General features: G+C 56.8%; 13 protein-coding genes. 11 read left to right on the top strand and 2 right to left on the bottom strand.

Annotated elements, in window-relative coordinates:
* Positions 1-104: 104 nt before the first annotated feature.
* The 4 genes from ABYV89_RS07705 (at position 105) to ABYV89_RS07690 (ending at position 3,221) form a co-directional block, all read left to right on the top strand.
* The gene (locus ABYV89_RS07705; protein ID WP_432822366.1) at positions 105-1,559 is read left to right on the top strand and encodes a hypothetical protein; all 1,455 of its coding nucleotides are present in this window, start codon (positions 105-107) and stop codon (positions 1,557-1,559) included.
* 331 nt (positions 1,560-1,890) lie between these two features.
* Positions 1,891-2,151: a BrnT family toxin gene (locus ABYV89_RS07700; RefSeq protein WP_432822365.1), complete on the top strand. Its 261-nt coding sequence runs from the start codon at positions 1,891-1,893 to the stop codon at positions 2,149-2,151.
* Positions 2,141-2,368, top strand: coding sequence for a type II toxin-antitoxin system BrnA family antitoxin (gene brnA / locus ABYV89_RS07695; protein WP_432822364.1), 228 nt, complete (start codon positions 2,141-2,143; stop codon positions 2,366-2,368). Before ABYV89_RS07700 ends, brnA begins: the two co-directional genes overlap by 11 nt.
* A gap of 259 nt (positions 2,369-2,627) precedes the next feature.
* The gene (locus ABYV89_RS07690) at positions 2,628-3,221 is read left to right on the top strand and encodes a superoxide dismutase (RefSeq protein ID WP_432822363.1); all 594 of its coding nucleotides are present in this window, start codon (positions 2,628-2,630) and stop codon (positions 3,219-3,221) included.
* A gap of 274 nt (positions 3,222-3,495) precedes the next feature.
* On the opposite strand, the gene ABYV89_RS07685 is transcribed toward ABYV89_RS07690, so the two are convergent.
* Positions 3,496-3,999 (bottom strand): lactoylglutathione lyase family protein, encoded by a 504-nt coding sequence (locus ABYV89_RS07685; protein ID WP_432822362.1) that lies wholly within the window; start codon positions 3,997-3,999, stop codon positions 3,496-3,498.
* Positions 4,000-4,124: 125 nt separating this feature from the next.
* Here ABYV89_RS07685 and ABYV89_RS07680 point away from each other — a divergent pair, with 125 nt between their 5' ends.
* The 7 genes from ABYV89_RS07680 (at position 4,125) to ABYV89_RS07650 (ending at position 13,648) form a co-directional block, all read left to right on the top strand.
* Positions 4,125-5,036 (top strand): LysR family transcriptional regulator, encoded by a 912-nt coding sequence (locus tag ABYV89_RS07680; protein WP_432822361.1) that lies wholly within the window; start codon positions 4,125-4,127, stop codon positions 5,034-5,036.
* A gap of 537 nt (positions 5,037-5,573) precedes the next feature.
* Positions 5,574-7,874, top strand: coding sequence for a heavy metal translocating P-type ATPase (locus ABYV89_RS07675; protein WP_432822360.1), 2,301 nt, complete (start codon positions 5,574-5,576; stop codon positions 7,872-7,874).
* A 107-nt stretch (positions 7,875-7,981) separates the two neighbouring features.
* Positions 7,982-8,518 (top strand): PCYCGC motif-containing (lipo)protein, encoded by a 537-nt coding sequence (locus ABYV89_RS07670; RefSeq protein ID WP_432822359.1) that lies wholly within the window; start codon positions 7,982-7,984, stop codon positions 8,516-8,518.
* A 182-nt stretch (positions 8,519-8,700) separates the two neighbouring features.
* Positions 8,701-9,543, top strand: coding sequence for a transglutaminase family protein (locus ABYV89_RS07665; protein WP_432822358.1), 843 nt, complete (start codon positions 8,701-8,703; stop codon positions 9,541-9,543).
* A gap of 172 nt (positions 9,544-9,715) precedes the next feature.
* Entirely contained in the window at positions 9,716-11,464 is a 1,749-nt protein-coding gene (locus tag ABYV89_RS07660; protein WP_432822357.1) for a chloride channel protein, read from the top strand.
* 33 nt (positions 11,465-11,497) lie between these two features.
* Positions 11,498-13,471: a cation:proton antiporter domain-containing protein gene (locus tag ABYV89_RS07655; protein ID WP_432822356.1), complete on the top strand. Its 1,974-nt coding sequence runs from the start codon at positions 11,498-11,500 to the stop codon at positions 13,469-13,471.
* Positions 13,472-13,477: 6 nt separating this feature from the next.
* Positions 13,478-13,648, top strand: coding sequence for a hypothetical protein (locus ABYV89_RS07650; RefSeq protein ID WP_432822355.1), 171 nt, complete (start codon positions 13,478-13,480; stop codon positions 13,646-13,648).
* Between the two features lie 5 nt (positions 13,649-13,653).
* Here ABYV89_RS07650 and ABYV89_RS07645 read toward each other — a convergent pair.
* The coding region (locus ABYV89_RS07645) for an arginyltransferase (protein WP_432822354.1) at positions 13,654-14,339 on the bottom strand (686 nt) is incomplete at its 5' end.

The following is a 14,339-nucleotide window of genomic DNA, read 5'->3' as shown; positions in this document are numbered from 1 at the left end:
GAAGAGGGATTGGCCGTTATGATCGACTGGATAAAATCTCGCGGACCCCGCCCTTTTTTACACAATGTGGAGTTGGAAATCGACGGGCCGCTGGCGCCGAAAACATGGTCGAAGAAAATCCTGTGACAAAGCTACAAGCTTACGAATCAGATTCTGAAGGACTCACACAAATAGCCGCCACTCTTCTGGCCGAAGCCACGGCACTGCAGGGAACGCTGCATCTGCCCGGGGTGCGCGATGACTATCGATCCCGGCTGGAGCAGGTTGTTTTGTTGGGCAACATGGAGGAAAGCCGTAAGGTTGGTTTGCTCCAATGGGTGTTGCTGCGGGCTCAGGCGGCCCGGGCAGAGGATGCGCGCTATGGTGCCGGGCAGCTCTCTCGCGGAGCTCAGCGGGCGCCCACATGGGAAGATTGCGAGGACGGCTGGCAGCGCGTCGAGCAGATCGTTTGCACGGCGGAGGAGGCGGCAGTGGAGGCCGCAGGTTTTGCCCGGCTACTTGATACGGCCAAGGCGAGAGCGATTGCCCACAGGGCTGACATTGCCGCAAAAGCCGCCAGGGAAATCGTCACAGAGCGCAACCGCGCCTACACCTTCCATGCCGATCCCGGCTTTTCCTTTGGCGAAGGCTGGTACCTGGCTGCCGCGGCGCTGTTAGCCCGCATTCCTCACAAACAAGCTACTGCGAAGGCGGCAAGCACTCTATCTGCTGCGTTGCGCCCGGACAAACGTTCTCGACAGACTGACCAGTATGCCTGCGAGCGTTTGTCCGGGCGCGCCTTGCATCTACAGCACTTTCCGCCTTCTCGCGACGCTCGTTGCGAGAAAAGCGGGCTAGCTGCCATTCCCATTCAGATCAGGCCTGGCGCTGCCCAGGAATTGCAAGTCAGACGATTCCTTCGCGATGCCGGGCTGGAAGGATCCCTTCGCCCCTATCGGTCTCGTCCGGCGAGTCCCAAGCATCTGACTCATATCATCGCCGAGGCTTTTCACGCCGACGCGCCAGGAGCACAGTGCACCCTTCGCACAGCGTTCCTTGGAGACGAATCGCCATCGGCTTCCTTAAGATCATGGATCGATGGCAATGTGGGAGGGATTCCAGAACAGAAGGTACTGCTTTGGGTACGAACGGGTGACCACGACGCCCTGCGCAATACCTGTTTCGATGAGTTGCGTCAGCTTTCTGAACGGGTATTGAATGCCGGGCTCACACCCATCTTTTTCGGCGATGCTGTTCCGCTAGAGCTTGTTCCGCCAAGCGGAGTGGACCTGACCCTTTGCTGGAAAGATCCGCTCTTCCAGGGGCCGGACATGCGCCGAGCTCAACTGCAACTGTTTGAAGAGTTGAGATGTCGCCACGGCCTGGTGGGCCAGATTGGCGTGACCACTGCCGGCATGGACGGACCGGCGCTTATGGGATTGCCCACCCTTTATCTCACACAGGAACGCAACGTCCGGCTGGGCAAGTGGGTGGGAGCCGTTCCGGGATATCAAGAAGTCGTGCGGGAGCCGGGCTATTTCGACATCATCCTCACCGCCCTGCATCAGTGGCAGCAGTGACCCCCGGAGCAGGCCGGGCTACCGATGGAGGATTTCGCCAAGGATGTCGCCACCCACGACGGCCGGCACAAGAAGCTGGCTGAATTGCAGAGTGCCTGTGGCAAACAAGCTCCCACACAACCCCCATTCCAGTGCGCCTCCCTCGATATTGGGCATTAAACCGACTCCTGGTATCGACATCCTGGCCGTGTCCAAAAAACAGCGCATAATCGGAAAAAGCCCCCAACCCGTAAAAACCGGTTGGGGCTTTTTTTATTCGGAGTGGTCCCTTCCCAGACTGGAGCAATCCACGATCTTGACAATGACACTTTAAAGGTATATTTTTTATACCATGCGATTCGAATTCGACCCCAATAAAAGTCTCTCGAACTTCTCGAAACACGGCATCGATTTCGACGTCGCTCAAAACTTGTGGAACGACCCGGACCTGCTGGAAATACCAGCAAAAACCACCGATGAGCCGAGGTATCTCGTTATCGGCAAGATCGACGGTAAGCACTGGTCCGCAATCATCACCTATCGAGATCAGACCATTCGCCTCATCTCGGTCAGGCGTTCCCGGACAGAGGAGATCGGACTCTATGAAAGCTAAAGATTTTGACAAAAAGTTTGATGACGGCCAATCCATTATTGATGACCTCGATCTCTCCAAGGCTCGTCGCCCGGAGCATGAACAAAGACGGGTCAATGTTGACTTTCCGATCTGGATGATCCACTCCCTTGATAAAGAAGCTCAACGGCTTGGTGTTCCCAGGCAATCAATTATCAAATTATGGATAGCAGAAAGACTCGAAAAAACAGTTGGTTAGCCCCCCTGCTTTCGGCTGTTGAAAATAGCACGATCGGACCTGCTTGAAAAATAGCGTTTCCAGGAAGAAGCCCCCGACCTGGTGATCGAGGGCTTTTCGTGTTCTCTTGGGAGTGATATTTGAGATTTTCAAGACGGGCAGAGATTATCTAGAAAACCAGCGGCGATCCACTATCAAGCCCCTGGAGATACTTGCAGATTGCACTTTTCGTGGTAAATTGAATTCTTAATTTGCCAAAACCCATGAGAAGGAGACCTCCATGCCGATCACCCTGCCCGAGCTACCATTTGACAAGAGCGCCCTGGAGCCCTACATCAGCTCACGAACCTTCGAGTTCCATCACGGCAAGCACCACAAGGCCTACGTCGACAACACCAACAAGCTCATCGATGGAACCGACCTCGCCGGCAAGGATCTGGAAACCATCATCAAGACCGCTTCCGCAGATCCGGCTCGAAAGGGGCTCTTTAACAACGCAGCCCAAGTCTGGAACCACAGCTTCTTCTGGAAATGCCTGAAACCCGGCGGTGGCGGCAAACCGAGCGGCAAAATCGCCACCAAAATCGACGCCGACCTGGGTGGCTATGAGAAATTCTGCGCCGATTTCAGAAATGCCGGAGTCACTCAATTCGGCAGCGGTTGGGCCTGGTTAGTCCTCAAGGGAGAGAAACTGGCCATCGTCCAAAGCGCCAACGCCGAGACGCCGCTGGTCCAGGGGGTCAAACCGGTGCTGGTGGTCGATGTTTGGGAGCATGCCTACTATCTCGACTACCAGAATCGCCGTCAGGATTTTCTGCAAGCCTGCCTCGACCATCTGATCAACTGGGAATTCGTCAACGCCAACCTGGAATGACGGAGCCCGAAAAGAACCGGTCACCGAAAGACCTCTCCCTTAAAAGGAGACGCCTTTCGGTGGGATCAGGCAGGTTGTCACTTCTGTCCGATAAGTTATGTCACCGATATTTGATCCACAAAGAGTATGATGGATAACAAACATTACCCTGCGAATCAGAACATCACGAGCCGCCGCCCCTGGAATCGTCCAAAATATGGCGCATCATAAGAAAAGCCCCCGGTCCGGTGATCGGGGGCTTTTTTCGTCTGATAGACAGTGGTTTATGAGAAGCTTATTTGTATGCACCACTTGAGTAATGCAGCTCATAACTGTGGCTGTAGATTTCCAGGATGTTGCCGAACGGGTCTTCCATATAGATCATGCGATACGGCTTTTCCCCCGGGTAGTAGTAGCGAGGTGCCTTCATGCGTCGTTTACCGCCAGCAGCGACAATCTTGTCGGCCAACTCTTCGACATTGGGGTCTTGCACACAAAAATGGAAAATACCGGTTTTCCAGTATTCGAAATTATCTTCTGGATTCGTTTGGTTCTTAAATTCAAACAGTTCGACACCGATGCGATCTCCTGTTGACAGGTGGGCAATGCGAAATTTTTCCCATCCGGCCCCAAAAACATCGGTACACATTTCACCAATAGCGCTATCGTCCTCAACAACGTCGGTCGGTTCCATAATCAGATACCAACCCAGCACCTCGGTATAAAATTTGACTGCGGCCTCCAGATCCGGCACCGAAATGCCGATATGTGAGAATGTACGCGGATATGAATTCGACATGAGCAACTCCTTTGGTATGTGGTTTATCTCTCTTCGTTGAACCACTATACCCCGAAGGGTTGAAAAAGAAAAATTATCGTATATTATGCAGATGATAATATTACGTTATCAAAAGGGCAACTCCCATGATTAACCAACAATGGCTGCATACCTTTCTCACTTTGGTTGAAGTAGGTCATTTCACCCAAACCGCCGAAAAGCTGTATATGACCCAGCCAGGCGTTAGCCAGCAGATTAAAAAGCTGGAAGAACAGGTGGGGGTTCCCTTGTTGAACCGGATTGGGAAGCGGTTTGAGTTGACCCGAGAAGGGGAAATCCTCTACCAGTTTGGTTGCAAGAGAAGTCAAGAAGAAGATCAACTGTACAGGGAATTGCGATTTGATGACCCACATAAAGGGGAATGCCGTATTGCCTGTTCGGGGGCAATGGCGACCTTTCTATATCCACATCTTCTGAAAAGACAAAAAATTCATTCTGGACTGATCGTCGCCGTTGAAGCAGCACCAAACGAGAGAATAATCCAGAGCATATTAAAAAATGTAATAGATCTGGGCATTGTAACCCAACCTTCTCCTTCGACTGAATTGGAGTATGAACCGCTAGGCTTTGACTCTCTGTGTCTTGTTCTGCCAAGTGACTATGCTTCTCAGTCCCTAAGTTTTGACACTCTAGAAGAGGTTGGTTTTATTGATCACCCTGATGGCGCTCATTATGCTGACCGTCTGTTGAGTGCCAATTTTGGTGAGCAATTCCATAGCGTGGAAAAGCTAAGAAAAAGAGGCTATATCAATCAGATAAACCAGATATTGATCCCAGTATCCGAAGGCCTTGGGTTCACGGTATTGCCGGAAATGGCCGTTCGTCATTTCCAGCATCAATCATTGCTCTATGTCGCCTCGTTAATAGTGCCAATCCATGACGAATTATTTCTAGCTAGAAAAAAACACCGGATACTACCAAAGCGTTATGACTGGTTTGAAAGAAAGATCAAAGAACTCCTTAGGAAGGGACTGGAAAAACCGAATGTTCCAGTTTGAACATCTGGCTAACTGGGAGGTGTCTCACGAGTTGCCCTGCAACGAATGAGGAAGGGATTTGCTCGATGTGGAAGAGTCCTGCAAACCCTGCATTCCAAGAATCTGCGCGATGAATTCTTCTTGTAACGCAAAAGAATACTGAATTTTTGGTCTCCTTATGAAGAATACATAAAGGATTGCAGTGGCCGGCACACGTACATTGCCCCAGAAATTTTCTTGCCAGAGGGAATGCCCTAAACCCATCGAACCTGGGAACCAGTTAACGCTTTTCCACAAACAAACCCACCAGATGAACCGTTACGAGAATGGGGGGGCTTTTTTGCGGGTGTAGAACATTCTCCATGCCGCTGAGGCAAATCCGACAAACACCTCTTCCCTGAATCCGCAACATTCGCTAACCAACTGAATTTCTGCACCATTTTTTTGGTATACTTAGTGAAAACATACCAATAGCAGAAAATTAACCACCGATGTCTTCAGAAACGCCTTCGGCAATTGCATCAATAAAAAAACCTGTCGCCTGCAAAGGGGATCCCCATGAAAGATCCGGTCTGCGGAATGGACGTCGATCTGCACAAAGCCAAGGCACAGACCATTCATCAGGGCAAAGACTACTTTTTTTGCTCCGAGAAGTGCCTGGTCAAATTTCAGGATAACCCCGAATTCTACCTGAGGGCCCAACAGGCGGCCGCGGGTTCCGCATCAGCGGCCGACAGCCGGGAGTTCACCTGCCCGATGCATCCCGAAGTCATTGAGATCGGCCCGGGAGATTGCCCCAAATGCGGCATGGCGCTCGAACCCAGGGAAATCAGCGGTTCTGAAAAAGAAAACTCCGAATACAAGTCTATGGTCAGGCGCTTCTGGATCAGTCTGGGACTGTCCGTTCCGGTCTTTTTGCTGGCCATGTCGGAGATGATTCCCGGCCCGTTCGTTGAGTCGGTGTTGAGCCGTAAGACCCAGACCTGGCTGCAATTTCTTCTGGCCACCCCGGTCGTCCTCTGGGGGGGATGGCCGTTCTTCGTGCGCGGCTACAAATCGGTGCTGAGCAGAAATCTGAACATGTTCACCCTGATCGGCCTCGGCACCGGGGTCGCCTATCTCTACAGCCTCGCGGCCAGTTTGATACCCTCGGCCTTTCCACGGTCCTTCCGTGGCCCCGAGGGGAATGTCGCCGTATATTTCGAGGCGGCGGCGGTCATCATCACCCTGGTTCTGCTCGGCCAGGTTCTGGAATTGCGCGCCCGGCAACGGACCAGCGGGGCCATCAGGGCCCTGCTCGGCCTGGCCCCGAAAACGGCCAGGATCGTCCGTGACAATGGCAACGAAGAGGACATCCCCCTGGAACAGGTGCAGCCGGGAGATCGACTGCGCGTCCGCCCGGGAGAAAAAGTTCCGGTGGATGGCATTATCGGCGAGGGGGCGAGTTCCGTCGACGAATCGATGCTGACCGGCGAACCGCTGCCGGTGTCGAAGACCAAGGACGATGTCGTCACCGGGGGGACGCTCAACCGAAACGGGACGTTCATCATGCGCGCCGAGCGCGTCGGCCGGGAAACCCTGCTGGCCCAGATCGTCCACATGGTCAGCGAAGCGCAGCGCAGCCGCGCGCCGATCCAGGGGCTGGCCGACAAGGTCGCCGGCTGGTTCGTCCCGGCGGTTGTCGGTATCAGCGTCATCACCTTTGTCGTCTGGGCATCGGTCGGTCCGGAACCGCGCCTGGCGCACGCGCTGGTCAATGCGGTTGCGGTGCTGATCATCGCCTGCCCCTGCGCCCTCGGCCTGGCCACGCCCATGTCGATCATGGTCGGCACCGGGCTCGGCGCCACCAACGGCGTCTTGATCAAGAATGCCGAGGCGCTGGAAAATCTCGAGAAGGTCGACACCCTCGTGGTCGACAAGACCGGCACCCTTACTGAAGGCAAACCGAAGCTGACCACCGTATATGCGCAAGAGCCATGGGCAGGGGATGATCTTTTGCGGCTGGTTGCAAGTCTCGAACAGGGGAGCGAACATCCCCTGGCCGAGGCGATCGTTACGGCCGCCAAAGAGAAAAAATTGGCGCTGACCAAAGCAACCGATTTCAATTCGCGCACCGGAAAAGGGGTGGTGGGAAAAACCGGCGACCAGGTGATAGCCGTCGGCAATAAGAAGCTACTGGAAGAGTTGTCCGTCGATCCGTCCGGATTGCAAGATAAGGCCGAGGACCTGCGCCGGCAAGGGGCGACGGCCATGCTGGTCGCGATCGATGGCGAAGCAGCCGGTATTCTCGGCGTTTCCGACCCGATCAAGGGGACGACGCCAGAGGCCATCAAGAAACTGCGCGCCATGGGCCTGAACGTCGTGATGCTCACTGGCGACAGTGAAACCACGGCCAGGGCCGTGGCTGAAAAACTCGGTATCGATCGGGTCGAGGCAGAAGTCTCGCCAGACCGTAAAAACGAGGTGGTGCGCCAACTGCAACAACAGGGGCGGATTGTTGCCATGGCTGGCGACGGGATCAACGATGCTCCGGCACTCGCCCAGGCCGATGTCGGGATCGCCATGGGGTCGGGCACCGAGGTGGCGATGGAAAGCTCTGGGATCACGCTGGTCAAGGGAGACCTGCTGGGCATCGTCAAGGCGCTCAACCTCAGCCGCTGCACCATGCGGAATATCCGCCAGAACATGTTCTTCGCGTTTATCTACAACAGCCTCGGGGTTCCCGTCGCCGCCGGCATTCTCTACCCTTTTTTCGGCCTGCTGCTCAGCCCGATGCTGGCGGCGGCCGCCATGAGCATGAGTTCCGTTTCGGTGGTCAGCAATGCCTTGCGATTGCGTCGAATCAAGCTGTCGCCGTAAGGAGAGCACCTAGACTGTCCCCCCTCCAGGGGTCGGGGCTTAATTGAATGATCACCTGAAAAAATTGAACAAATCACTCATCCGGCAAATTCACTCGAGGAAACATTATGAATATCGATAAAACAATTACTGCAATCACTGCATTTTTCATTATTTTTTGTGCCCTGCCCGCATTGGCCATGAACAGTGAAAGCCAGAAAAAGTTCGACCTTATCATGGACATGACACTGAAAGAACTGGGTCAAGCATCAGCAGAAACGCTTGCTGCCCACTACCCTGGAGAGAACTGGGCGTCTGCCGGTCTCCCTGATTACGTTTATGGCGACCAGGCGACCGAAGCTGCTTATAAAGTAGCCGTCAAGCGCCCAGAGCTGCTGGGTGCGGCCAATGTCGAGGATGAGGCACAGGTAATTCCCTGTTATTGCACCTGCAAGACCTTCGGCCACGACAATCTGCTCTACTGCTTTTTCAAAAACGGCGAGCCGGGAGACCTGTTTGACGAGCATGGAGCGCAATGCGCCGTTTGCATCAGGCAAGCTTTACTGGCCTATTTATGGGATGACCTTGGGGCCACCCATGCTGAAATCATGGCCGGGATGAAGACGAAATTTGCCCCGCTTATCGAGAAATACCATCCGCACTAAGTGCCCCGTACGGTTAGTTCGCTGGGACGACACGGTGCAGGGGACAAACCTCTATCATTCCGAAAAAGCTAGGGCCGAAGCGGTTGGCGCTGTATGATGAAGGTCCGCGCAAACGGAGCTTCCGTCTCGCCCGTGAACCTTCCCCCCCTCAAACCCGCAGAAATTTGCGATCAGGAATCATTATGCAGCGCTACAAGATCCTTCATCGCACTTATTACAATTTCTCGGCCGCCGTCTGGCTCGAACCACATGCCTTGCGCCTGCGTCCGCGTGTAGGTCATGAGCTGCGCATCGAATCCTCAACCCTGAAGATCACCCCTCCGGCGACCCTGCGCTGGCATCGCGACGTAGAAGACAATTCTGTGGCGATAGCGACCTTTGCTGCGCCCGCCAGCCAATTATTAATTGAAAGCGAAGTCGTCATTCAGCAACACAATCTGGCGCCGCTCGACTTTCTGGTGGCCGATTACGCGACGAACTACCCGTTTACCTACACCCCAGACGATTGGGTGGTGCTGTCTCCCTATGTCGAACAGACTGCCAGCGAACTGCTGACGGAATGGATAGCCGGCTTTTGGCAAGCCGGCGAAGAGCTGCAGACATATGCCCTGCTGCAGCGCCTCAACCTTCACATTCACCAGACTCTGGCATACAAGATCCGCGAGGAACCCGGCGTTCAGACCGCTAGCGAAACCCTGACCCATGGTACCGGCTCCTGTCGTGACTTCGCGAATCTGTTCATGGAGGCAGCACGCCACCTCGGGCTCGCCTCGCGGTTCGTCAGTGGCTATCTCCACGCACCGCCGTCACCGGTCAATTACGGTGCGACCCATGCCTGGGCCGAAGTCTATCTGCCCGGCGCAGGCTGGAAAGGCTTTGATCCCACCGTCGGCGGAGTCGCCGGAACCGATCACATTGCGGTGGCGGTGGCTCGATTGCCCGAATCCGTACCACCCATAGCCGGCTCGTTCGTTGGACCTCCGGGAGCGAGCCTCAATGTGGGGGTATGGGTGACCGAGCTGTAGAACCGTCAAGGTGGCCGATACCGTCGGACAATCAGTGCGGGGAAACCTATTCCTGGCAAGCTCTGATATTCGCCATGTCGTAAAAAAAACCACAGATGCACTCGGGTAGAAAAAATGCTAATATCCCTCTGCACATGGCTATCATCCTGACATTGCCTGGAGGACTGACGTCTTGTCACAGCGTTGGAGGTTTGGAAACTATCGGGAAAACCTGATCGCCCTGCTGCTGATCGCGATCCTGATCGGCGTTGCGACCGGTTTTCTGGCCGTCGGCTTCCGCTACCTGCTCCTCTATGCCAGCGCTTTTTGCTGGAACGACCCTTTCGACATTGTCGGTGCGGCGACCAGCATCCCCTGGTATGTGATCGTCGCTACCCCGGTGATCGGCGGCCTGCTGGTCGGGCCGGTCATCGCCTTCTGGGCTCCGGAGACCCGCGGCGCAGGCGTTCCCGAGGTTATCGAGGCGGTGGTCGCCCACGAAGGGCGCATCCGTCATCGCACCACCCTGTTCAAACTGGCCACGACGGTCGTTTCCATCGGCTCCGGCGCCTCGGTTGGCCGGGAGGGCCCGATCGTGCACATGGGCTCATCGGTCGGCTCCTCCATCGCCCAGTGGATCCGCCTTTCCCATGAGTGGCGCCGGGTCTTCCTGGCTTGCGGCGCGGCCGCCGGCATCGCCGCCACCTTCAACGCACCGATGGCGGGGATGCTCTTTGCGGCGGAAATCATCCTGGTCGACTTCCAGGTCAGCTATCTCAGCCACATCGCCATATCTTCGGTGACGGCAACCGTCATATCGCACCACTTCCTTGGCAGCCTGCCGGCCTTCGAGATTCCCTACTTCGAACTGGTGAGCTACTGGGAGATTCCACTGTACGGGCTGCTCGGGATACTGGCGGGGCTGCTGGCCGTCGCGTTCATCAAGTCGGTGGGCAAGGTCGAAGACGGATTTGCCTTCTGCCGGGTTCCGGTCTGGCTGCGGCCGGCGATCGGCGGCTTCATGGTCGGCCTGATCGCCATTGACTTCCCCCATGTGCTCGGCGTCGGCTACGAGACCATCAACCTGATGCTGAGCGCCCAGACCGCGGTCGGCCTGCTGCTGATCCTGCTGGTGCTCAAGCTGGCGGCCACCTCGTTTTCGGTGGGGGCCGGCTTTTCCGGGGGGATTTTCGCGCCGTCGCTGGTGCTGGGGGGCCTGCTCGGCGGGCTGTTCGGCAGCGGCATGCATGCGCTCTGGCCGGAAATGACCGCGGCCTACCCTGCCTACGGCCTGGTCGGCATGGGGGCGCTGGTGGCCGGCACCACCCTGGCCCCGATCACCGCGATCTTCACCATTTTCGAACTGACCTACAACTTCGACATCATCCTGCCGGTGATGACCAGTTCGATCGCCAGCCTGATCACGGTGCAGACGGTTTACGGCTACTCGATTTACGAAACCAAGCTGATCAAAAAAGGGATTCGGATGATCCGCGGCCATGACGTCACCCTGCTGCGTTCGATGCTGGTGCGAGACTACATGGACGGGGATTTCGAATGGGTCAGGGAGGACACCCTGCTCGGCAAACTGATCGCCAAAGCCCAGGACAGCCCCTACCCGCACTTCCCGGTTCTCAACAACCGCGACGAACTGGTCGGCATGGTTTCCCTGCGCGATCTCAAGGAAGTGCTGGCCGAAATGGGCGACCTCTGCGAACTGGTGGTGGCATCAGAGATCATGACCCGGGATATCTTCACCATCAGCACCCATGACAACTTTGAAACGGCCTTCGAGGTTTTCGAGGGGCGTTCCTTTTCGACCCTGCCGGTGGTCGACCACCGGCGCCCTTACCGGGTGGTCGGATTGCTGAAAAAGAGTAACCTGCTTTTGGCCTACAACCAGAAGGTATTGAAAATGGACGCCTTTTCCAGGGTGTCGTAAACCTTTAACCTCTAACCCAGAGATGCCTGATTCATGGGAATTGCTGCAGATATCGTTATCATCGTACTGGCCGCCTTGGTCGGCGGGCTGGTCGCCCAGAAGCTCAAACAGCCGCTGATCCTCGGTTATATTCTGGCCGGCGTACTGGTTGGCCCCTATACCGGCGGAATCACGGTCGCCAACACCCACGACATCGAGCTGCTGGCCGAAATCGGCGTGGCCCTGCTGCTTTTCGCGCTGGGGCTGGAGTTTTCGCTGAAAGAGCTGAAACCGGTCCGCAAGGTCGCCCTGATCGGCACGCCGATCCAGATTCTGCTGACCATGGCCCTCGGTTATGCCATCGGCCGTTTTTTCGGCTGGGAACGGGATGCCGCCCTCTGGTTCGGCGGCCTGATCTCCCTGTCGAGCACCATGGTCGTGCTCAAAACCCTGATGAATCAAGGGATTCTCGGCACTCTGTCGAGCCGGGTGATGATCGGCATGCTGATCGTGCAGGATCTGGCGATCGTGCCGATGATGATCATCCTCCCCCAGCTCAAGGATCCACAGGGCGGACTGCCGATCCTCGGGATTGCCGCCGTCAAGGCCGCCATCTTCCTGGCGCTGATGATTTTCGTCGGCACCCGCATCATCCCCTGGCTGATGAAACGCATTGCCGGCTGGAATTCGCGCGAACTCTTCACCCTGGCGATCACCGCCATCGGGCTGGGAGTCGGCTACGGGACCTACCTGTTCGGCCTCTCTTTTGCCTTCGGCGCCTTCGTCGCCGGGATGATCCTGAGCGAATCGGATTATGGCCACCAGGCCCTGAGCGACGTCATTCCCCTGCGCGACGTCTTCGGTCTGCTCTTCTTCACTTCAGTGGGGATGCTGCTCGACCCGGCTTTTCTGCTCGCGCACATCTGGCAGGTGCTGATCATCGTGGCCGTGGTGATTGTCGGCAAGGGCATGATTTTCTTCGGCATCACCCGCGCTTTCGGCTACGTCAACGTCGTCCCTCTCGCCGCCGGGCTCGGCCTGTTCCAGGTCGGTGAATTTTCCTTCGTGCTGGCCCGGGTCGGCGTCAGCACCGACTCGATCAGTGCGGATCTCTACTCGCTGACCCTGACGGTGGCGGTAGTGACCATGGTCCTGACCCCGCTCCTGTCGTCCCTCACCGCGCCGCTGTACGCCCTGCGCAAGAGCCGCTTCAAGCACGAACCGCTGCAGACCATGAACATCCCCGACGAGGGCCTGCGCGACCACGTGGTGCTGGCCGGCGGCGGCCGGGTCGGCCGTTACCTGGCCAACGTTCTGCAACGGCTGGATATCCCCTACGTCATCATCGAACTGAACCACTGGCGGGTCGAACAGGCCAAGCGCGACGGTTTCCCCACCGTCTTCGGCGACGCCAGCCATGCCGTGGTCCTCGAGGCGGCGGGAATCGACCGGGCCAAGCTGCTGCTGATCACCACCCCGGTCGCGGTGACCTCATCGGCCATCGCCAGCCAGGTGCATGCCGTCAAACCGTCGCTGCGGATCATCGCCCGCGCCTCGAGCATCGAAGAGATGCAGATCCTGCACGAGGAAGGGGTCTATCAGGTGGTGCAGCCGGAATTCGAGGCCAGCCTCGAATTCACCCGCCAGGCCCTGCTCTATCTCGACATGCCGATCAGCAAAATCCAGTGGTTCACCGACGCGGTACGGCGGGAACTCTATTCGCCTCTCTACCAGGGGGATTTGGGCTACCAGGCAGTCACCCAATTGCAGGATGCCACCCGCCTGCTGGAATTGTCGTGGGTAGCGCTGTCGCAGCAGAGCCCCCTGATCGGCCAAACCATCAAGGACATGGAAATCCGCAGACGCACCGGCGCCTCCATCGTCGGCGTCCTGCGCCAGGGGCAGATGCAGACCAACCCCAGCCCGGGATTCTGTTTCTCCGACAATGACCTGATCGGCGTCATGGGCGAGCCGAACCAGCTAACCGCCTTTCAGGATCTGGCCGAGGGCAGACCGAGGCCAGCCTAGTATCCCGTGAGGAACCTGCGGAAACCACCTCAAGAAGAACGCATCAAGGCATTGGCCGGTAGGGATATCCGTTTTGGCGGGGTGTTCGATATAGTGGGGATCGGCGTCAGCTACGAATCGGACCGGGTCTTTGCCCGTTTCGCCGTAGTTCAACGAAAACGCATGGTGGCCTGGTAGGAAGGCTATACCGCCTGGGCCGGCAGACCCGCGGGCTCTTCGCCAACGGGCCGCCAGGATTGACTCTGCCAGTCGAAATGCTGGCGCGGACGGAACAGGTCTTTATAGGCCAGCGAGCGGCAGCCGGGCACATAGTACCCGAGGTAGTAAAAGGGCAACTCCATCGCCCGGGCCTGTTCGATCTCCTTGATCACGCTGAACGTGCCGAGATTGAAATCGGCATAGGCGGTATCGAAACAGAAATAGACGCTGCTCAGGCAGTCGTCGCCCCGGTCGAGAAAGCCGAGGCCGGCCATCTCGCCATCGACATGAACCTCCGTCTGCATGGAGGGACAGGACGGAATATAGAAGTTGAGGATGAATTCCTCGGCGTCGGGCTCCTGGCCGAAGCGGCGCGATGAGTGGTCGCGGTAAATGGCAAAGGCCCGGTCGGTCAGCCGCAATTCACCGAAATGAGCGGTCAGGGCGGCGCCTTTTTTCAGGATGCGCCGCTGGCTGCGCGAAGGAAGGAATTCCGCGACCGGAATCCGCAGCGGGGTACAGGCCCGGCAATCGGGGCAGGCCGGGCGAAAGTAATAGAGTCCGAACTTGCGCCAGCCAAGGGCCAGGTAGTGGGAAATTTCGGCGCTGCTGAGCTGGCCGGCGAGAAAATACTCATAGCGTTTCTGCCGATCCGGCAGATAGGGGCAGG

Origin of the sequence: Trichloromonas sp. (genome assembly GCF_041583255.1) — a bacterium.
Lineage (GTDB): Bacteria > Desulfobacterota > Desulfuromonadia > Desulfuromonadales > Trichloromonadaceae > Trichloromonas.
This window is presented reverse-complemented; position numbering and strand designations above follow the sequence as displayed.